Here is a 20,906-nt window from a genome sequence, read left to right as displayed (position 1 = left end):
GACTGACAATGTCAGAGATCAAGCTGACGAAAGTTGAAGTGCGGCCCTGTGGCCAGCTTCTGTATTATGTTCGCGTGAACACTGCGGCTGGCAAGCTTGAATTACCTGTCGCCATCATGGAACAGGGATCTGACGCCTCGAACGAAACGAAAGTTCTTCAATCTTCGCTCAATATTGCGGAAGAATTGGAGGGCTCAATTAGGTCTCATCTCGAACCATAGCCGCAATCGATCTCCTCAAAAAACGGCCGACGCCATGAGGGGTCGGCGAACGAGAAGCTTGATCACACTGGCAGCAAGAAGTAGAAAAATCGGAAGTATTTGGTTAGTCGAACCCACCAGGTAGCCAAAAATCGCACCTTCAAGATCTTTGCACGTGCCGCCCGCCGTGTGGAATTGCCGGCATTTGTTATTGTCATTTGATCCAGTGCGTCTTTTGCGTTCATGTCCTGCATCAGATTGCCGCCAATTGTTGCCGGGCTGCCGGTAAAGACGTGGTAAATCGTCCAGGAGCCGTCAGCTTCGACACGCTTGCCATATTCACAGTGCATGGAATCCTGCGCAAGTGCTCCTCCCTCGCCGTCCCAATTTTCAAGCGCGCGGTTCATGAAATTGAACGGATCGGGAGAAGGCACCGAAATGGGTGCAGGTTCGGACTGTTTCCAATTGGGTAGTCCCGACTTTTCGGTCGAAACCGACTTGGTCATTGCTTGCTCTCTGTCAGGTCACTGACCAATTCGCCGCCGCTATCCGGCTGGCGGCGGTCCGGTTTCCCGACTTTAGCCTGCATACCCCTCAAGAACTTGAAGAGATCACTGTCCGTCGACAAGACAAGGGTCGTTCCAGAGGATATCATGTCCTTGTAGGCCTGCATTGTCCGGGTAAACTCGTAGAATTCCGCGGCTTGCACGGTTGTGTTGTAGGCCCGGGCGTAAATGTCGGCAGCGGCTGCATCGGCCACTCCACGGATTTCCTCCACCTCCCGATAGGCTTCGGACTGGATCTTGTTCAGATCGCGCACACGGTTACCGCGAATACGTGCGGCCTCGCCGTTGCCCTCCGACAAGAAGCGCTCGGCGATCTGCCGGCGTTCCGAGACCATCCGGTCGTAAATTTTTGGCCGGACGCTCTCGTTGTAATTGATGCGCTTGAACCGGATGTCGAGCAGCGCAATTCCGAAGACGCGGACCTTCTCGGCCGCTGCCTCGAATATTTCCCTCTCGACAAGTTCCCGACCTTTCTGGATGGGAACAAGCGACCCGATATCCTGCGCAAGTTCCTCGTCCGTAAGGAGTGTGTCTCGCAAGGGGGTACGCCCTCTTGTCGTCCGGATGATCTCGATCAGCTCGTGCTTTGCAACCGCATTGCGTGTCTCGCTGCCCAAAATGTCGTCGAGCCGGGACTGGGCGCTTCGTTCGTCGCGAAGTCGGAGAAAGTATTGCAAAGGGTCGGTGATCTTCCAGCGGGCGAACAGGTCGACGGAAATATACAGCTTGTCTTTTGTTGGCATGTCGGAAGGGTTGCCATCCCATTCCAGAACCCGGCGATCAATCCGGTTGACGTCCTGAACGAAGGGAAGTTTCAGTTTGAGACCCGACGTGGTAACCGGTTCTCCCACAGGCTTACCGAACTGGGTGATGATTGCCTGTTCAATTTCGCCAACGGTGTAAATGGCAGTGGAGGCTGACACAACGGCAACGGCTCCAATCCCGGCAAGAAGTCCCCATACGATCTTCATGGCCGGTTTTCCTTTTGACGGTCGAGATTGAGAAGCGGCAGGATGCTGCCGGTTGATCCGTCAACGATGATCTTCGATTCGATACCGGGCATCACATCCTGAAGGGTTTCGATGTAGATCCGCCGGCGGGTTACATCCGGTGCTTTCAGATATTCGGTCAAGAGCGCAGTAAAGCGCGACGCGTCGCCTTCGGCCTCGTTGATCCTTTTCAACCGATAGCCATCCGCCTCACGAATACGCTGGTCCTTTTCGCCTTCCGCCAGCGGGATGACCTTGTTGTATTCCCGGCGGGCCTCGTTGATCAGACGCTCCTTTTCCTGCTGCGCCTGGTTGACTTCATTGAACGAGGACTGGACGGGCTCAGGTGGGTTGATGTTCTTGAGCTGAACCTGGTCGATGCTGATGCCCATGGCGTATTTCGTGGCCAGAGCCTGCATCTTCAGGAGTGCTTCGCTTTCGATTTCCTGCCGGCCGATCGTGATGACTTCGTCGACAGTGCGGTCACCAACCACTTCGCGCATGACGGATTCCGAAACATAGCGAAGCGTGGCGGCGGGCTCTCGCACCTCGAACAGAAACTTGACCGGATCCGAAATACGATATTGAACCACCCATTCGACCAACGCCGCATTCAGGTCGCCGGTAACCATCTCGGTCTCGCGCCGGCCGTCGGTGGGACTTTGATAGGGATCGTTGCCACCTGGCGTGGTGAAGCCGAATTCCTGCTTCAATTGACGCTTGACCGGGACAATCGTCGCTGTGTCGATCCCGAGGGGGAACTTGAAATGTAGCCCGGGCGGGACTTCCGCGACGAACTTTCCGAAACGCTGAATGACTGCTACGGAGTCACTGGGTACGGTGTAGTAGGATGACCAGAGCCCGTAAGCGGCAAAGCTAAGTGCGCCGGCGACCAAAAGTCCGCGGCCCGAGGGAAAGCCACCCGGTAAAATGCCACCGAAGCGCTGGCGACCATGCCGCAGAAAAGTGTCGATATCCGATGAACGGTCTCCCGGCCCCGTGCCCCAAGGACCCGAACCGGGAGGACTTTTGTTTTCCAATGTCATGACAGCTCTTTCCCGAGAATCACTTGCGCGCCGGCTGATCGGGACGGATTGCTCTCGTTCTTCAAAGTGAATTGTCAGGCGTTCGGCATCGCCCGGCTGATCGCCGAGACAGGCTTTGCTCTTATTCCGGCTCGTTCACGAAAACCCGCATGCCTTCATTTTCCGCCGCCTGGATGGCAAAAGTCTCCCTTCGGCCATTTCGCTGCTTACGGCGAAAAAAGTCCTTAAGTGTGAGATCTTCCTTCACGTAGAAAGCAACGGTATCCGCTGCGGCATGGTCTTGATGTTGGAGATTCTCTGCGAACATCGAACCAAGTGTACTTTCTGGCATGATGAGCGCTCCCGCTCACGATTTGTCGAGTTCGAGTGCGGCCAGGCAGGCTTGCGCCAAATCTCGGTCGGAGCTATCCGAACCAGGAACCGTCGCCCATCCAGTTTCCATGAGCGCATTCCTTCGCTGGTATGCAGAGGTTTTACGAATCTTCGCCAGCTTCGTGGCGCGTTCTGCGTCGGTGCGGGATAGGTTGACGCAAACCGGCACGAGCGCTGCAATTACTTTGTCTTGTGACAGCCTGTTCGCCATCTGTGTCGCGTTTCCACCGGTTACCCAGCCGCCCCAGGAAAATCCCACCGCGCTCACGGCAATTGCGCCGATCACGACGCCGAGCGCAACAGGTTTCAGCCATTCGGGAATGTTCATTTCAAGTCCTCCGCAGGAGCTGCCTTGCTGTTTTGTCTGTCATCGTTGGCGGCCCGGTCTCGGTTGAGCACGGCTTCCAGATCGTTTCCGGAGATTTCCCGCATCACGGTCTTCCCCTTGCCAGCAACGATCAGATACGTCGCCGTCTTTCGGTATCCGAGGAAATTCATATCCTGAAGAAGTTCTTCTTCGACAAGGACTTCGTAGTCTCCGGCAGGCAGGACTTCCGATTGCCTATTTAAAGAGAAGGGGTGGAAGAACTTCACCGTCGATCTGGTCGATCGGGTGTTCATGGCAATATCCGCCGTTTTTAATTGGTTGTGCTTCAATCAAGCTCCCAGAATCGTCTTGGTCGATGATTTCATAGGAAGGCGAGACTGTTTCAAAGAATTTAGATGGACCCGGCCGGTCGTGTGCTGATCGAAGTTAGTCTCAATTGGAAATCTCGGTCCAAACCTCGAAATTTCCTAAAGTATTTTCGCCAAAGGTTTGTGTAAGCGGGACATCGGCAGCATCCCTTCCGCGGCCAATCAGAAACCGTGCGATGCGGCGTTGGTTGTTGCGCGGATCGAAGATCCACCATCGGTTTGCCAGGAAGACTTCCATCCAGGCTGCGAAATCACACGGGGTATGCGGTTCCGGCTCGCCGATATCACTCAGGTATCCCGTGCAATAGCGGGCCGGGATGTTCATGCATCGACAGAAGCTGATCGCAAGGTGGGTGAAGTCACGGCAAACACCCCGCCCTTCGGTCAGGGTTTCGGACGCCGTTCGGGTTGCGCGTGCATGCTCATAGCCGAAGGTCACCTGCTGATGCACATAGTCACAGATAGCCTGAACCCTGGCCCAGCCTGTCTTTGTTTCTCCGAACAGCCGCCAAGATTCTTGCGACAGCAAATCAGTATCGCAATAGCGGCTGCCCAATAGAAACACGAGTGCGTCGGATGGAAGATCTTGTACAGAGTGCTGATACGCAGCAGGAAAAAACCGATCTTTCTTTCCATGATCAAAAAAGATGCCTTGCGTCGCCATTCTGAAGGCGCCGGCCGGCGCTGTCAGCCTGGAACACCAGTTCCCAAAAACATCCTTGTAGCTCTCGATCGGCACGCAAGGAGTAGTTGTCAAAAAATCCAGTTGCTCGAGGTCGCAATAGTGTGTTGCATCAACGTTGAGCATCGCAATTATCGGTGTGGATTTCGGAAACTTGAAATCAAGACGGCAACCCAGGCTGATCCGGATATCACCCTTTCTTTCCCGTCTTGAGCATTCCAAACGGCCAGAAGACGACAGACCCTTCCTCATTTGAGTGAAAGCCTGGCCAGAGCGGCAGCCGTCCTAGCGTGTTCCGATTTCTGATAGTCCCCGAGAAAGGCGCCATCAACCCTTACTTCCCATATCCCATTTCTTTCCCGGACCTGCACCCGATCCTGCTCAGTCTCCGGAGGAAGCATATGGACTGAAGCAAGCGCCAGTTTTATGGGATGCTTCGAGGCCCTTTCAGTTTTTGTAACGCTCGATATTGGAAGGGCACTGGTTTCCCCGAGGTTTATGACCGCGCGCATGAATTCTTCGGCATAATCGTCAACGTCTCTATAGTCTTGTTCGCGGCGCGCCATCGAATTGGTGTCGACAAAGCGTGTCTTGAGGTGTTTGACAAACCGGGGCTCAGAGCAGGACATATACGCTATCAGAGATTGTAAAATTCTCTCGTGCGCTAGGACCCGCCTCTCGAGATCTGTGGAATCCGACTTGGGTCCGTCCCTCTTCAATTTCTTCTCCATAGCCGCAGTACTCCTTCGCATGTATGCGCACGTCACGTTCAAAGCCTGCGAGCAAATGCTTCGGCAGGCACGTAGACACTTGAAAACAGGCTCGGCACTAATGAACCCCTTTCCAACGCGTGACTATTTGAGGTAACTTCGTTTTTCGGGGCAAGCGTTGCGAGTCCGCTTATGAGATTGGCCCGCCTGTTGTCGCAGTCTTTGTCAATGCCTTTAAAGGCGTGTCAAGAAATTGACCGAGTACCCGACCGCTCCGCTCATCCTACTTGGAGCCTTGGGGAAACATCCTGATCGAAGTTAGTGCTTGGAGTTTTTTCGTTCCGATGCGGTTAAGATTGTGACCTGCGGATTTACTATCTTGCTTACAAGTTTTTTTCGGGCCAACAAAATCAAGGAAAAGATTGACAAGAACGGCGGCATCTTTTGCACCTAGTTCTTTCCGGTCGCATTCCAAAGAAATTGGTCGGCCAGAAATAGGCATCGCGCAAGTATGAGTTTACTTCAGCAATGGCCCGTTTTGGTCTAGATATTCAGGATCGAACCCCGCAAATTCGACCAGGCGGTCACGATCGTGGAACGTCACCTTGCCGTTTCGAAACGTGACCAATCCGCTTTCACGCAATTGCCGTAAAACACGATTGACGTGCACGGCGCTCAGTCCCAAAGCATCGGCGAGGTGATACTGTGTCAAAGGACAGTCGTAGCCACTCTGGCTACCCATGCCAATCAGAGCCAATCTCGAGCCAAGCTCCAGCAAAAAATGGGCCATACGCCCGTCCGCGTCACGCCGTCCGAGGCCAACGAGGTGTTCGACCACCATGGCTTCGTCCCGTGACGCGGCCCACAATACTGCGGCCGCCAAGCGAGGGAACCTTGCAAACGCGTCAAGGAGATCGTTAGCATGAACTTCGACCGCCTGAATATCGGTGATCGGTTCAAAGCTGTGGTCCGAGGTGCGAAGCAGAACGCTGCGCAACCCAAGAAAGTCGCCAGGTATCTGGACGTCGACAATCTGGCGTGTCCCGTCAGATTGCGTCTTGTAAGAACATACCCATCCTGAAACCAGTATATAGGCAGCCTGCCTGGACTGTCCCTGATGCACAAGATCTCGACCCGCGACGAATGTTCTGCGGCGCTGGTGTAGTCGCTCCAAGACTACAAGCTCATCAACGGACAAAGCGACAAATGCGGAAAGTTTGCGTTTGAGCGGACTTGTTTCGATGGTGTTCAATGGTGCCTCCAGCATCGGTGGATATTATCCCGCAATCCCGGCACTTGGACTGCTTTCGATCAGTACAAGATAACACAAACTCTGCGAGGCTGATGATATTCCACAGGTTCGCAATCGCTGCGGACTTCTTCCCAAGGAAAGGAATGCCGACAATGCCCGATCCAAAGGACCTTTCAGGAATGGCGGCTCTCTCCATTTGTGAGGCTCTTCTGCTCGCCATAAATGATCATGCAATTCTTCCTGAACACGAGATCGTGGGAATATTGCGCGATGCCGCCGCTTCACACGAAAATTCGGTTACTCCCGAATCTGACAGGGAAATGCACCTTGCGGTAGCCAAACTGATCAATCGGATTATTGCTGGCGGAAACTCGGTTCGAAGGCCCTAACCTGACCCTAGCCCTGGCCTGCGGGTGGCCTAGCCATCCTCGACACGAAAAGTGCGCCTTGAGGCATCATTTCTCCGGCGAAGACAGCAACTGACATGACCAGTTCAAATGGCACTAGCCTTCCTCAAGAAATTGCCGATCGCTTCACGAAAACATTCGCAAGGTTTCTGAAAATCGAGGCGGCGGCAGGTGGACTGTTGCTTCTTGCTTTGCTGCTCGCACTTTCCCTGGCCAACTCGCCCTGGGCTCTGTCTTTCGAGGCCTTTTGGGAAACACCGATTGGTCTCCATTACGGATCGCTGGATTTCACCCGTTCGCTGCGGCACTGGGTCAACGATGGACTGATGACGTTCTTTTTCTTTGTGATTTCCCTGGAACTCAAACGAGAAATCGTTCTCGGAGAATTGAGGAACCCAAGACAGGCTGCGTTACCATTTGCAGCTGCGCTCGGAGGAATGATCGTACCGGTCTCGATCTATTTGGCGTTGATCGCCGGGAACCCGGGGATACACGGTTGGGGAACCGTCATGGCCACCGATACGGCATTCGCTATCGGGTGCCTCGCACTCTTCGGTCGGCGCATACCACCAACTCTCCGGCTCTTTCTGTTGTCGCTAGCCATTTTTGACGATGTCGGAGCCATCGTTGTGGTGGCTGTGTTTTACGGAGAAGCATTTAACTGGATTGCTATAGGGGCGGCGCTACTGGGATTTGGTCTGGTGGTCGGCATTGCCCGCCTCGGTATAAGAAGCATGCCCATATATTTTCTGGCGGGCGGCGCAATCTGGTTGTGCGTCGATACTTCTGGCATTCATGCAACGATTACAGGTGTTGTTCTTGGCTTAATGACACCAACCCAAAATTGGGTGAGCGATACGCGCCTTCGGGCAATTCTCGAGCAGGTGCTCGCCTATCCAGGAGGCGAACACTGGAGCGGAGACACTCCAGAACGGCATGATCTTCGTGAGGCTGGCCGGGCGGTTTCAGAAACCCTTTCTCCGGTTGAGAGGCTCGAATTGGCGCTGCATCCATGGGTAGGGTTTGCTGTCATGCCGATCTTCGCTCTGGCAAATGCCGGGATTTCGATCGACAAGGCCGATATTGGTCAGCAAATTTCGTTGGCGATTGTCGCAGGATTGGTGCTCGGCAAGCCCCTCGGCGTTTTCAGTTTCAGCTGGGCGGCCGTTCGTTTGGGTATTGCGGTGAGACACCCTGATCTGTCATGGCCGTTCTTGACAGCTGGAGCATTTCTCGCCGGCATCGGCTTCACCATGTCGCTCTTCATCGCCAACCTGGCTTTTGATAGGGATCTTATAGGGGCTGCAAAGCTCGGAATTTTTACGGGATCCGCAGTCTCTGCAATTATAGGTTTACTCGCGCTCTTGTGGCTGGTTACGCACTCTGAGTTCCGCCGAAGCGGGGAAACCGGGGAAGTGTGAAAATATACAACACCAACAAAGTCTTTTCGACCGACCGAACCGGACTCAATCAAGTACTATTGTGTCCGGTTCCGCATTGAAACGTTGTAATTGACAGGTCCGGTTGTCTGCCGGCAGTGTTCAAGTCTCCTTGAATTCTAGCTGAAACGCTATTCATCTGGACGAGATCGTCATGGACTTCTTATTTCTGATTTTCGCCGAGGGTTCTGGAGCGACCAGCAACCGTGAATTCTGACTTGGAACATGGAGGTCGCGGCGGTCCTCTACTTCAGCAAGCCTACAGGAACGGTTCGGATGGGATTTCCAGGGCACTGAAAACCACATCACCCATAACGGTAAATCGTTTCAGATACGGCCAAACAACACGAGTACGACGACGGTCAGAACAGCACCAAGCAGACTTAACCCGGAATGGCCGAAGCTAAAGTCACGCCCATCGATACGGTCTCTGAAACCGCCCATAAGAATTATGACAAGCAGAATAATGAGGATCAGGCCGAGTGACATGGTGGTTTCTCCTGAGGGAGGCAATATCGCGTCTCGCGACAGGTCCTGCTGATCTGAACTGCGGTGACCGGACGGCTTAATGTCTTAGCAACGCTCCGGATGCACAATTTTGCTCACTTTCCTTCGATGGAAATGCGATTCTGGCCGATCTCGATATCGATCCTGCGCTGGCGTTCTTTGTAGTACAGGTAGCTTGCGCCAACCGCCACGACGGCAAGCACGCCGACAAGGATCAGAAGAAGGTTCCAATTGATCATCTTGTTCCTCAAAGATTGCCGGTGTTCAAAGGACCGTGGAGGCAGGGTGAAGAGGCTGCTGGTTCCTTCTAATTGTCGTGAGCTTGCAGGCCGACATAGGCTAGCAGCAAGCCGATGCCGACCAGCCAATAGATGGATGTTGCCGTCGGCCGGGGCGTGGAAGCATCCTTGCCGACGCGCGGAAGAAAAGCGATCAGCCGCGAGACAGCCATGCTTCGCGCCGGACCGAACAACGGTACATCGGTGAAGCGGGCCAGGAGCGCTTCCAATCTTCGTCGTGCAGCCGGCTCCCCCAATTGTGTCAAGGCGGAAGCCTCTTTCCATGGGTCGTACCCAAGCCGAGCGAGCATCGACAGCACGGTGACGCTGGTTCCGCGGATGTCGTCGCCGACGAGGGCCTGTAGAAAGAGGTCGTATTGCGGGTCGTGTCTAAGTCGGTTCGGTACGTATGCCATGTGAGGATCCTTGCGGGCACTGTCCGTTTCGGCAGAATTCGCCGGGAACTTTGCCCCGATTGAACCGAAGCAGGTCAGGCCTATTTCTTCGGCGTCTTTCACCCTAGCGGAAAGCATGCAATCTGGTACTGACTCAGATCAGTGGTTGTGGAGAAGAAAAGCCGCTGGCGGAAGCCCTTGCTCGTTAAGCCGAACAGTGTTCGGGCATCGAGGTTTGAATAGTCGGCCCGGTCGAACATACGGTTGATAATGTCGATCAGAGAAATTAGTTCTATCCTCAATATGGTCGACCGTGCCGCATCCGACTGAATTGCATCCGCGTGATAACCACTTGCAGCGGAACCACTGTCCACGTTGCCTGAAGCTACAGTGACGGCACTCTGGATTGCGACGTTGATCGAGATCACATGCCGTCATCCTGACCGTACGATGAACGACTGGTATCCACGCTGCCATTGGCTAGTGGCAGATAACGGGATTGGGTTCGGTTCGGTGAAGTCGCGCATCGGAAGCGTGTCATCAATAGCTTTGCGAGTGCCCTGCGCGTCTTTGAACGCATTGGCCTGATCTGCATCAGTACCGCTTGGATACCTGAAGCGTAAGGTCGGTTAAAGGCGCGCATTCATTGGCTGAAGAGCAGCGCGCAGGGTTCGGCGGACGCGTCTCGGCAAGGGTTCTGCAAATGTGCCCGGTCCTGTTAAAGAACGGAACCAATGAGGTCCCAAATGCGAAAGTTCAGAAACAAAGCCCGCTCCACCGGTTCCCTCAAGGCCGACCACCGGATAGCCAATCACCTGGCCATGTTGTCCAGTTATGTGCGCCTCAAAGGGATCGGTCTCAAGAGACAGGATAGCCCGTTAGAGTTTATGGAAGTTTCGTTGTTGTTGAACGCGATCAGTGCACATATTCAGGCCGTGTCGGACTTGCAGCGGATACTTACCGGCAGCGGTTCCGAAGACGGAGTTCAGTTGGGGGATCTTCTGGACAAGATTTGCACAACCCTCAGGTCGGGCATTGCTGACGACGTCATCTTCACCGAAACCTACGCGCCTGACTGTGCCTTAAAGTTCGATCATGTGCTTCCCGTTGCGCAGATCTTTACCGAGATTGTCACCAACGCCCTCAAGTATGGTCATCGCGCCGGTGCAGTGAGGCGGATCGGGATTGCCTGTCGAAAAAATATCAGCGATTCAATCCTGATTATGGTCAGCGACAACGGACCAGGTCTTGGGAGCACTGGCACGAGCCAGACCGCCAATGGATTGGGAACCCGACTGGTAAAGGCACTGTCTGCTCAAATCGGTAGCTCGATTGATTATTCATCCAGTGAAATTGGCGTGACCGCGACACTGACGTTGGCAAGTGCCGGCTTCGTGTTCGACCAGACGCTGAACGAGGACGAGTCGCACACAAGCTTCAGCCGCAATGGCTAGGACCGGAGCGGATTTGGCGTGTCATGGGTTGAGCCGGCCCTCGTCGCGATATGTGCCGTGCTCCGTTCGACGTTTCCCGATACCGCGGCGTCCAATGAATTCCCGGTCGGCATTCCAACTTCAATCATCAATCACTGTATGATGCACTTCGACTGACATTTCTCCCAGAGCGCTCCCGGTTCCCGTAAAACTGCCGGCGACCGGGACGACCTGATGAATACCGCGGGCGACGGCCAAGGGGATCAGATTTTTGGATCCAACGCTTTGGTTCGTGGGATCGAAAGCGACCCATCCCGCACCTGGTACAAAGACTTCCGTCCAGGCATGGGTGGAACCCGTGCCTTCATGCCCCACGAGACACCTTTCTGGATCGTACAGGTAGCCGGAGACGATGCGCGCTCCGAAACCGAGGCTTCGCACAGCCTCCGCGAACAGGACTGCAATGTCGCGACATGCCCCTGATCCGCGCGATAGTGTGTCCAGAGGCGTCTGCGTTCCCTGCATCTCGCGGCTTAGATAGGCAATCCCGGTCGAGAAGCCGGTCGCGATGTCCCTCAACAGGGACAAGGTATCGGTTGGACGTCCAAGGACAAAACCCTCGGCCCATCTGGATAGTCGGCCGTCAAGGTCGGCATATTGAGGTGTTGCAAGCGCTCCTAGGTCGGTCAGGTCATCATCGGAATAGAAAAACGGGTAGTTGATGGCCTCGGCAGCAATGGCGAATACCGGCCAGGCTGAAGCGGTCAACTCAACTGTTGCCCGACTTTCGATGAGCAATTGTCGGGTCGGTGCGCTGAACCGGGCAGTCGCGACGGCATTGCCCGCGACGTCATGGGCCCAGGTAATTTCTGCCTCTGGCGACACCGTCAAGTCGTGCGAAATGAGCCGCAGGTCTCGCGCTTCACGCGGCCGCAGCATCATCTGGTGCGGTCCAAGCAAGACCGGTTGCAGATAGCGATAGGTGGTCACGTGACATGTGCTCAGCGTGGTCATGAGGTTCTTTCTGATGTTTGAAGCAAGAAGGGCGCACGCCCAAAGTTTTCTGCCGGCAAACTGATGCTGGCACCGGGTAGACGGGAGGGCGCGTTCTCTTTTCGCAGCCGTCTTTTAACCCGGCTCTGTCACACGGCAGGTGTCTTTCGCTCGACATGACTGAGGCCAAGGAACAGATCGTGAGAGGTACCATCGAGCGGCAGAAACACCTCTGGCCCCGCTGCGATATCCTGCCCGTCAAGCCGGACCTCGGCATCTTCTGTGTGGACTACCCGAATTTCGCACAAGGTATCCGCTACTTTCAGACGAGCAGAAAAGCCTGGCCAGTCCGCCGGGATGTTGGGTGCCACGCGCAGGCGATTGCCCTCACGGGTAATGCCGAGGATCCCCTCGATCGCTGCACGGTGCATCCAGGCGGCTGAGCCGGTGTACCAGCTCCAACCACCGCGGCCGATATGCGGCGCAACGGAATAGACGTCGGCTGCGACGGCATAAGCTTCGGTCTTGTAACGCTGTGCGGCATCTGCCGTTCTCGAGTGATTGATAGGATTGACCAGCGAGAATAGCTCGGCAGCACGATCGCCGCGTCCCAGCCTCGCCCAGGCGAGGATCGCCCACATCGCGGCATGGCTGTACTGCCCGCCATTTTCGCGCAGGCCTGGTGGGTAAGCGGCGATATATCCCGGATCGCGGTTCCCGGGCGTGGGGTCCGTGCCGAATGGTGGGGTGAACAACAGAGACAGCCCGTCGGCGTGGTCTACAAGAAGGCGGTCAAAAGCTTCCATCGCACGATTTGCGCGCACGGGATCAGCCTTTCCCGACAGCACCGCCCAGCTTTGCACGATCGAATCGATACGGCAGGTGCGCGCAGATGCCGTGCCGAGCCAGGTGCCATCGTCGAAAGTCGCCCGGCGATACCAGTCCCCATCCCATCCATTTTTCTCTATGGACTGGCGCAAAGCTTCGGCCCTCGTTCGCCAACGTCGTGCAATCTCCGGGTCGCGCGGCTCGGCCAGCGGAATGAAAGCCTTCAGTGTCTGCAGCAGAAGCCAGCCTAACCAGATGCTTTCACCATGGCTTTCGGCGCCAACGCGATTCATGCCGTCGTTCCAGTCGCCTGTGCCGATCAGTGGCAGACCAAACGGGCTGGTCAGCGTCAGGGCGCGGTCCAACCCGAGCACGCAGTGTGTGAATAGCGACGCGTCGTCGCCTGCTTCGTCGGGCAGGAAGAAGGCTTCATGTTCGCCCTCGCAAAGGCGGTGCCCCTCCAGAAATGGTACACGTTCGTCGAGCACCGCTGCATCGCCCGTGCTGGCAACATAGGCGGCAACCGCGTGACCGAGCCAGACACAATCATCCGAAATACGCGTGCGTACGCCCTGTCCGGAATGCGGCAGCCACCAATGCTGCACGTCGCCCTCGGGAAATTGACGTGCGGCGGCACGCAGCAAGTGGGCTCGGGTATGCTCGGGCCGCGTCAACGTGAGCGCCATGTTGTCCTGCAGCTGGTCCCGGAAGCCAAAGGCACCGCTCGCCTGATAGAAGGCCGCCCGCGCCTCGATCCGGCAAGCAAGAGTCTGATAGGGCAACCAGCCGTTGACCATGATGTCCATCGCCCGGTCAGGTGTCTCTATCTGGAGTGCGCCCAGAGTTTCGGTCCAATATTTTTGAACTTCCGCCAGCATCTTGAGCGGATCTGACGAGCGAAGGCGCCGGACCAGCGCACCAACTGTCGCCGCATCAGTGCATTGGCCGAGCAAATGCAAAACCTCGACGCTTTCACCAGGGGCAAGCACAACAGCCTTCATTTGCGCAAGGCAGGGGTCGAACCCGGCACCAAGCCGGCCCGAGAGAGTTGGCTGGTGGTGAAGCGCTGCGGGGGCAGCTACGCTCCCACCCGGTCCGAGAAACTCCGTGCGATCGCCTGTCCAGCTTTCAACACCCGCCCCTGGGCCGTAAAGGCCGGTGAACATAACACGGCCTGGAAAAGTGGTGTTCCAGGGATTGCATACCAGCAGGGCTCCGGTCGCTCCATCACGTGAACTAATAAGAAAAGGCGCAGAGGCGGCACGCGACACTCCCATCACCGGCTCGCTATAGGCGGCAACGCTCAGATGACGCGGCTTCTGGCCGGTATTCTTCAGACGTAGCACCGAGACCCGTACCGGGTCTTCGCGAGGCACGAATTGCACCAGGTCACAGGCAATGCCGTCCGCCTGATGTTCGAACTTGCTGTAACCGAACCCATGCTGCACGATATACAGCCCGGTTTTTTCTCCGGTCCCGTCCCTTGTCCTGCGCAGCGGACGGCTGGTCGGCGAGATCAGCGTGCCGTTGTCGTCGTCTCGGATATAAAAGGCCTCGCCCGCCGGATCTGCCACAGCATCGTTGGACCAGGGTGTCAATTGGTTGTCACGGCTGTTTTCGGCCCACGTGAAACCGCTCCCGCTCGCCGATACCTGGAATCCGAAACCGGGATTGGCAATAACGTTGATCCAGGGAGCTGGGGTCGTGTCGTTCGGGCCGAGCAGGATTACGTACTCCCGCCCGTCCTGGTCAAATCCGCCAGTGCCGTTGAAGAACTCCAGACTTTCACCAGCGGCCAGCAGATCTGCTGGACTATCGAGAACTGCGGATTTGTCGGTTATCCTCGAAGTGGTGCGCCCGGCCGGTTCCGGAAGTATTTCTGCCAGTCTCTCTTCGGCAAGGAAAAGGTCGGTATCCTTCAGCGCCATGACAAGCTGATCACCAATTTTGCCGCGACGTGCCAAAAGAACCACCCTTGCGGCTGCCAGAAGCTGCGCGCGAGCCTCCGGTGCGATCAAATCGGAGCGAAGTGTGAACACCGCTCCCCGCACACGCTGTTCGCCGCTGCGTGGCCTGGAGTGGCTGCTGCGCAGGGCAGTGTCTATTGCCGTCTGCAGGTCCTTCACATAGGAGGCAGGGTTTTCATTGAGAATAACCAGGTCCACGGACAGTTGTTTGCCAAGCCAGTATTCATGAGCTTGGAGCAACGCGCGGACCTGTCCGATGTCTGCCGGATCGTCGATGCGCAGCAAAACGATAGGTAGATCCCCAGAAATTGCCAGCGGCCACAAGCCCGATTGCCGTCCGGACCCTTTTGCCAAAACAGCCGCAGGTGGCCGGAACCTGATGTCGTGATAAAGGATCGGCGCCGCGAGACGCTGGAAATCAGCGGCTTCATCCGGCGAAATGCCGAGATGACGCAATTGCACTTGAGCCTGGGTCCATGCCAGCGTTCGAGCACGGTCATAGGCATTGCTGTCATGATGACGATCGATCAGGTCGATCAGCGCCTCTCGGCTATCTGCGGCAACCATCCAGACCATCAGACGTGCAGTATCTCCCGGCGAGATGCGTAGCCGGTTGCGCAAGGCGAAGACTGGATCGAGCACTGTTCCGGTGTGGCCCGCCAACGGGCCGGGGTGAGTTATGGCGCGGGGCCGAGCCTGTTCCTGGTCGCGGCCGAGTGCCGTGGCTCGGTCGGTGTCATATTGCAAGGGGGCGATTGTCTCGCCTTCCACGCTCATGAACTGTGCGGCCCAAATCTCCGGCTCGTCCGGACTACGACGGCGACGCCATGCAATCAACGCATCGTATTCGGGTAGGAAGTCGGTCTGCACGAACATCCGTGAGAAAGCGGGATGAGCTGTTTCAGAGGCAGGGGTCGCCAGCGTCAATTCGACATAGGAAGTTACATCCAGCTCGCAAGCACCGCGCCCCGAATTGGTGATGGATAGGCGGCGCACCTCTGCATCGGCCTCACCGGAGACGAGGATGTCGAGCACCGTGTCAAGCCGCCCCGTTTGGGCAGTGAAGGTCGTGTGGTCTTCAAAAAACTGTACGGCCTGGTCGGACGTCGTCGCCCCTTCCTGACAGGGGCCAAAGCTCTGCACCGTCCCGTCCGAAATGTCCCGCAGGTGCAGTAAAGCGCCTTGATGGTCACGTGTCGCATCCTCTCCCCAGCGGGTCAGTGCGATGTCTCCCCAACGGCTATAACTTCCTCCCGTCGCGGTCAACATGACAGCATAATGCCCGTTCGACATCAGATGGCTGACGGGCGGGCCGCTCGGACAACACGAGATCCGCCGCCCTCGCTCCACTTCCGAAGGTTGCATGAGGTTCTTCGCCGGCTCTTCGAGAGGTGGAAGTGTGCGGGCGATATCGCGCGGCAACCGCTCATGTAGCAGCAGTTCGCTGGCATGGATCATCGGCTCGCGGTGGAAGCGCGCGCGCATCTGCCCGTCAGTCAATGCATTGGCAATAGCCGCGATGGTCATTCCCTGATGATGGGCCATATAGCTTTGCACAACCGACAAACGCTGGCCGGGCAGCACCCGGGCGGAGGTGAAATCCAATGCTTCATAGAAGCCAAAGACCCCAAGTCCACCTAACCCTTCGATCGCGTCGTAATTCCTCCGCGCAGCGGCAGGATCGAGCATCGCGGCAAGACCAGTCGCATAGGGCGCGATCACAAGATCGCCGGCAAGGCCGCGTTTCAACCCCAGTCCGGGAACGCCGAAAGAGGAGTATTGGTAGATGAATTCCAAATCCCGCGCATTGAAACCGGATTCGGAGATACCCCAGGGAACACTTTGAGCCTTGCCATAGGCGATCTGGCGTGCGACGGCCAATCGGCAGGTGCGTCCGAGCTGACTACCTTCGGGTTCGCGCATCACCAGCTCAGGCATCAGGTATTCGAACATCGATCCAGCCCATGAAACAAGCGCTGTGCCGCCACGAACCGCAGTCGAGGCACGGCTCAGCCGGAACCAATGGCGTGGAGGGATATCTTGTTTGGCAATGGCTAATAGGCTCGCCAGACGGGCCTCGGACGCCAGGAGGTCGTAGCAAGCCGGGTCGAGCGCGTTTTCGTGCACCGAATAGCCTATTGAGAGCAGTTTGCGCTCTGGGTTCAGCAGAAAGGCGAAATCCATCTCCATCGCCAATCTGCGCGCGGTTTCGCCGAGCTGTCGCAGATGCCTGGCGAGATCGGATCGGTCGATGCCAAAGCCAACCGCGTCTGCGGCCATTTCGTTCAGACTGTCGCGCAACAGTGACAGCCAGGATCGTGCGCTCGCATCTGACAGGTTGCTGGCCCCTGTGGAGTTTTCTGCTTCGGTGGCGAGGTGTTGTAAGGCGGACCAGTCGATCTCGGATTGTGCCAGGCTATCTCGTAATGACCGCATCGTGGCAGGGAAGCTAGAATCTGGCAGTACGCCGGCCCGAACTGCGTCGATCTCGACCAAGTCCAACAGATCGGCGAGACCGCTGCGACGGCGTCGCAGATCCGCGGCAGGCGCCTCCGCCCACTCTTCACACGCATTGGCAAGCGCGATCAGATGTCCAGCGAGATTTCCGCTGTCCACCGACGAGATGTAGGGAGGGTCAAGGACCCGGCCATCCTGCGTGCTGTACCAGTTGTAGAAATGTCCATTGAGACGCGGCAACGTTTCCATCGAATCAAGAGTCGCGGAGACCCGCTCGGCAACCTGTTTAAGGCTGATCCAGCCGAAGTCGCGCGCAGCCACTGTTGCCAGAAGATAGAGCCCGATATTGGTGGGAGAGGTGCGGTGGGCAATCGAAGGACTGGGATTTTCCTGAAAATTGTCTGGCGGCAAATGGCAGTCTTCCGTGGTGACGAATGTCTCGAAATAGCGCCAGGTCCGGCGGGCAATCAGACGTAGCGCCTGTGCGTCCTGAGGTGTCAACGTTGCTTCGGGTCCTGGCTTGGGAATTTCGCTCACGCGCAAGGCGATGAAAGGCGCAGCAAGCCAGAGCCCGGCGAAAGGCAGGATCAGCGGCAGCGAAGCCGGGGCGGCAAAGGCGGTCAACCCGGCCAGGGCCAGTCCCAGTGTGGTGCCAGGCGCCATGGCCCGCGTGAAGCCGCCCAGATCCAGGCGCGGGGCCGCGGCGAGAGAGGCGGCGGTGGTCCATTGCAGCAAGTGCCGACGGGAGACCAGCAGTCGCCACAGTGTGCGTGTGATGGCATCGAGCGAACGCCAGCTGGCATCGGCAAGAAAAGCTGCCGCAAGCCCGGTCTGAAGCAACGCCAGCGCCAGATCTTCGCGCATCAGACGCAGATGTGTTCGAAGATGTAGTCCGGCACGATGCGGCACTGCTGAAACCGCCGCATGCAGGAACGACGGCAGCATCAGGATCGCCAATACCAGCGCGGTTATCAGAATGGCAGCCGGGCCGGGTAGCAGCCAACCCAGTGCCAGCGTGCCCAGGGTCGCCGGCGCCAGAAGCGAGCGCCGCAGCGTGTCCAGAACCTTGAGCCGCCCAAGTGCACCCAGCCCGCCGTGCGGTCCCAGCCAGGGCAACAGCTGCCAATCGCCCCGGCACCAGCGATGGATACGGCGTGCCGCAAGGTCCTGCCGATCAGGAAAGGTTTCAACGAGCTCGACGTCTGAGGCAAGTCCGGCTCGAGCGAAAATTCCCTCCAGCAAATCATGGCTCAACAAGGTGTTTTCAGGAACGCGCCCGGCCATCACCGTCTCGAATGCGTCAAGATCGTAAATGCCCTTGCCGGTGAAGCACCCTTCACCGAAGAGATCCTGATAGATGTCTGACGCAGCTGCGGCATAGGGGTCCATTCCGCCTGGCCCGGATGTGGCATTCTGAAAGGCTGTACCACTGCGCGCAGCCGGCAGGGCAGGAGTGACGCGAGGTTGCAGGATCGCATGACCCGCGCCTACCCGGCGCAAGACGGGGTCGATAACAGGGCGGCTTAACGGGTGTGCCATCTTGCCGACCAGCCGTCGCACCGTGTCGCGTGGCATCCGTGTATCGGAATCCAGCGTCAATACATACCGGACGTCAGGAGGGACGACCGGGATGCCGCCATCAGGGGTACGGTAGTCGGTGTCCGTGGCACCGCGCAGCAGGCGGTTCAGTTCCTGCAGTTTGCCGCGCTTGCGTTCCCATCCCATCCAGAGTTTCTCAACCGGATTATACCGGCGCTGGCGATGCAGATGCAAAAAGCGCACGCCCGACGGGGCCGAACCATAGAGCTGGTTCAGCCTGGCGATTTCCTTGTCGATCAGTGTCACAAGTGCCGCATCGCCCGGCATGTTCTGGTGAGGGGTGTCCACGCCATCGGTGAGAAGCGCGAAAGTGACATCTCCTTTTGTACCTGACAGATAATGAACTTCCAGTCCTTCGATCTGCGCGCGCATATCGCTGACATTTGTCAGGAGAGTCGGCACGACGACTAAAGTGCGCAGCGAGGCTGGAATCCCGTCTTCGAGCGCCAAACCCGGCAGCGCCGTAGGGGGCACGGTCCAACCGATCAGGCGATCGACAAGAATTTGCGAAACGGTACTTGCAGGGATCAGGGCTACGACGGCCCACAGGATCAGAAACGCTCCCGAAACGGGGGCGTTGGCGAGACCTGTAACCGCCCAGAGGCCAAGCACGAGCAAGCCAAGGGCGACGCCAATGATGCTGCCGGCGTAACCTGAAAGACTGGGGTGAAAATGAAGCCAGGGCCACCAGGATCGCCGAAAACTGATTTGGCGCTCAAAGGTGATCCGCCCTTCTGCAAACAGATGCCAGCCGGGATCGCCTCGGCGCCGACAAAGTGCGTCGGAGAGAGACGTTGCAGCCATCTCTGACGCTCTGCCTGCGGCCTCGAGCGCCAACCCTGCCACCTCGATTTCGCTGCGATCACAGTGTCGGGCAAGATCCTCGATGGCCGTTCTATAGAGATTGCGGCTGGCGAAATCCATCGCGGCAAACCCCGCGTATTCCCGCAGCTTCGCATCGACGAGGCTGACACCCTCGAACAGATCCGGCCAGTCCATCTCGGAAATTGTGCGCAGACTCGTGATGACGTTTCGCACCGAGACGTTGGAAGCGCCCTGACGTTCCTGTGAATGGTGCACAACAAGATCAATATCACTGCCCTGCGCCGCCAAACGCTCCTCGAGCCAGCCGATAGCCGGAGTGATGAGCGGATCGCAATCTCGAAGCCGCTTGGCCAGTTGAGCCGCAAAGACTTCGGACATGCGCCCATTCAGGCCAGCTTCTAAGTAGGCTAGCGGGTGGGTCTGCGTGTTCCCCGCGCCGAGAACACGGTCTGCAAGCTGGTCAGCCTCATGGCGTCTTTTGTGACCCATGCGGATCTGATCGGAGAGGCGCCGGAGATTTTCCAGAAGAACGAGGCGCAGCGTGATTGGAATCGCCCAGAGTTCGCCGATGGTCAGGGGCTGCACCTGTTGGTAGGCGCGGATAAATCTGGATAGCATCACCGCATCGAGGTGGCTGTCCGTGTGTGCCACATAGGCCCAGACCAGTCCGAAGACTCGCGGATAGCCTCGAAACGCGCCATCTGAGAGCTTTGGCAGCGTTCGGTAGTAACTGGCCGGCAGATCGGTGCGGCTTTCGCCGATTTGCGCCGCGACCTGGTGATAGTTATCCAGAAGCCACTGAGCAGCAGGCACGATCGGGTGACCGGCTGCAAGTTCAAGATTGCAGGCCTTGTGCGTGGCCGACAAGGCAATTGCATTTTCTTCCAGCCGGCGCTGCAACGACACGACACGTGGTGGTTTAAGGGTGACGTCTTGTTGTTCTGCCAGACTCGCCGCATGCTGTTCCAGACGTTCGGCCCCGAACATCTCTGCACGTACAGGGTTGATATCGTTCCAAGGGGCTTTGCTTGCCCGTCGAAGCGGCAACCAACCGGGAAACCCGACGATCATCAGGAACCTCCGATGCTAATTTTGGCCGAACATCGAGCAGAGAAATGGCGGTGCTGCATGCAAGATGCCGCCGGAGGAAATTTACAGGCCGCAGCAAAGCCTATTCACGATCAAGGATCTGTCCGCGCAAGCCCTATTGGCAGCAGCGTTCAATGCCCGGTTAGATTGGCAATTGTCCTGCCACAAAGCCAGTT

18 protein-coding genes are annotated in these 20,906 nt (G+C 57.1%); 3 read left to right on the top strand and 15 right to left on the bottom strand.

Annotation, left to right across the window (positions count from 1 at the left end; genetic code table 11):
• Nucleotides 1-8: 8 nt before the first annotated feature.
• Complete coding sequence (locus Q0915_RS22785; RefSeq protein ID WP_298815578.1) at nucleotides 9-221, top strand: hypothetical protein; 213 nt, start codon at nucleotides 9-11, stop codon at nucleotides 219-221.
• A gap of 62 nt (nucleotides 222-283) precedes the next feature.
• Here the strand turns inward: Q0915_RS22785 and Q0915_RS22780 are convergent, their stop codons facing one another.
• From Q0915_RS22780 to Q0915_RS22740, 9 genes are all read right to left on the bottom strand, one after another.
• Nucleotides 284-706, bottom strand: a complete 423-nt coding sequence (locus tag Q0915_RS22780; RefSeq protein WP_298963305.1) for a hypothetical protein — start codon at nucleotides 704-706, stop codon at nucleotides 284-286.
• Complete coding sequence (gene hflC, locus Q0915_RS22775; protein WP_298815580.1) at nucleotides 703-1,737, bottom strand: protease modulator HflC; 1,035 nt, start codon at nucleotides 1,735-1,737, stop codon at nucleotides 703-705. The genes Q0915_RS22780 and hflC overlap by 4 nt, the downstream gene beginning before the upstream one ends.
• Nucleotides 1,734-2,801, bottom strand: a complete 1,068-nt coding sequence (gene hflK / locus Q0915_RS22770; protein WP_299479342.1) for an FtsH protease activity modulator HflK — start codon at nucleotides 2,799-2,801, stop codon at nucleotides 1,734-1,736. The genes hflC and hflK overlap by 4 nt, the downstream gene beginning before the upstream one ends.
• Nucleotides 2,802-2,922: 121 nt before the next feature.
• Nucleotides 2,923-3,132 carry a hypothetical protein gene (locus tag Q0915_RS22765; protein ID WP_298963302.1) on the bottom strand — a complete coding sequence of 70 codons (210 nt, stop codon included), beginning with the start codon at nucleotides 3,130-3,132 and terminating at the stop codon, nucleotides 2,923-2,925.
• Nucleotides 3,133-3,147: 15 nt separating this feature from the next.
• Nucleotides 3,148-3,501, bottom strand: a complete 354-nt coding sequence (locus Q0915_RS22760; protein WP_298815583.1) for a hypothetical protein — start codon at nucleotides 3,499-3,501, stop codon at nucleotides 3,148-3,150.
• Nucleotides 3,498-3,794, bottom strand: a complete 297-nt coding sequence (locus tag Q0915_RS22755; RefSeq protein WP_298815584.1) for a hypothetical protein — start codon at nucleotides 3,792-3,794, stop codon at nucleotides 3,498-3,500. Before Q0915_RS22755 ends, Q0915_RS22760 begins: the two co-directional genes overlap by 4 nt.
• A gap of 139 nt (nucleotides 3,795-3,933) precedes the next feature.
• On the bottom strand, nucleotides 3,934-4,740 hold the full coding sequence (locus tag Q0915_RS22750) for a transglutaminase family protein (protein WP_281926601.1): 807 nt from the start codon (nucleotides 4,738-4,740) through the stop codon (nucleotides 3,934-3,936).
• Between the two features lie 59 nt (nucleotides 4,741-4,799).
• Nucleotides 4,800-5,282: a hypothetical protein gene (locus Q0915_RS22745; RefSeq protein ID WP_299479337.1), complete on the bottom strand. Its 483-nt coding sequence runs from the start codon at nucleotides 5,280-5,282 to the stop codon at nucleotides 4,800-4,802.
• Between the two features lie 496 nt (nucleotides 5,283-5,778).
• On the bottom strand, nucleotides 5,779-6,513 hold the full coding sequence (locus Q0915_RS22740; protein WP_298815586.1) for a Crp/Fnr family transcriptional regulator: 735 nt from the start codon (nucleotides 6,511-6,513) through the stop codon (nucleotides 5,779-5,781).
• Nucleotides 6,514-6,997: 484 nt separating this feature from the next.
• On the opposite strand from Q0915_RS22740, the gene nhaA reads away from it, so the two are divergent.
• The gene (nhaA, locus tag Q0915_RS22735; RefSeq protein WP_298963299.1) at nucleotides 6,998-8,341 is read left to right on the top strand and encodes a Na+/H+ antiporter NhaA; all 1,344 of its coding nucleotides are present in this window, start codon (nucleotides 6,998-7,000) and stop codon (nucleotides 8,339-8,341) included.
• 345 nt (nucleotides 8,342-8,686) lie between these two features.
• Here the strand turns inward: nhaA and Q0915_RS22730 are convergent, their stop codons facing one another.
• The 4 genes from Q0915_RS22730 to Q0915_RS22715 form a co-directional block, all read right to left on the bottom strand.
• On the bottom strand, nucleotides 8,687-8,848 hold the full coding sequence (locus Q0915_RS22730; protein ID WP_282044575.1) for a DUF3309 family protein: 162 nt from the start codon (nucleotides 8,846-8,848) through the stop codon (nucleotides 8,687-8,689).
• Between the two features lie 113 nt (nucleotides 8,849-8,961).
• The gene (locus Q0915_RS22725; RefSeq protein ID WP_281926572.1) at nucleotides 8,962-9,105 is read right to left on the bottom strand and encodes a hypothetical protein; all 144 of its coding nucleotides are present in this window, start codon (nucleotides 9,103-9,105) and stop codon (nucleotides 8,962-8,964) included.
• Between the two features lie 68 nt (nucleotides 9,106-9,173).
• Nucleotides 9,174-9,560 carry a hypothetical protein gene (locus Q0915_RS22720; protein WP_281926573.1) on the bottom strand — a complete coding sequence of 129 codons (387 nt, stop codon included), beginning with the start codon at nucleotides 9,558-9,560 and terminating at the stop codon, nucleotides 9,174-9,176.
• 98 nt (nucleotides 9,561-9,658) lie between these two features.
• Nucleotides 9,659-9,967, bottom strand: a complete 309-nt coding sequence (locus Q0915_RS22715) for a hypothetical protein (RefSeq protein WP_298963288.1) — start codon at nucleotides 9,965-9,967, stop codon at nucleotides 9,659-9,661.
• A 318-nt stretch (nucleotides 9,968-10,285) separates the two neighbouring features.
• Between Q0915_RS22715 and Q0915_RS22710 the strand changes: the two genes are divergently transcribed.
• Nucleotides 10,286-10,993 carry a sensor histidine kinase gene (locus Q0915_RS22710; protein ID WP_299479331.1) on the top strand — a complete coding sequence of 236 codons (708 nt, stop codon included), beginning with the start codon at nucleotides 10,286-10,288 and terminating at the stop codon, nucleotides 10,991-10,993.
• Between the two features lie 120 nt (nucleotides 10,994-11,113).
• On the opposite strand, the gene Q0915_RS22705 is transcribed toward Q0915_RS22710, so the two are convergent.
• Together Q0915_RS22705 and Q0915_RS22700 are read right to left on the bottom strand one after the other, a co-directional pair.
• A complete protein-coding gene (locus Q0915_RS22705) occupies nucleotides 11,114-11,986 on the bottom strand; it encodes a transglutaminase family protein (RefSeq protein ID WP_298985858.1) in 873 nt (290 codons plus the stop codon).
• A 128-nt stretch (nucleotides 11,987-12,114) separates the two neighbouring features.
• A complete protein-coding gene (locus Q0915_RS22700) occupies nucleotides 12,115-20,712 on the bottom strand; it encodes a glucoamylase family protein (protein WP_299479327.1) in 8,598 nt (2,865 codons plus the stop codon).
• Between the last annotated feature and the right edge of the window lie 194 nt (nucleotides 20,713-20,906).

The sequence above is a fragment of the uncultured Roseibium sp. genome (assembly GCF_947494555.1).
Lineage (GTDB): Bacteria > Pseudomonadota > Alphaproteobacteria > Rhizobiales > Stappiaceae > Roseibium.
Note: the sequence above shows the minus strand (reverse complement) of the source record. Positions and strands in the feature narration are given on the sequence as shown.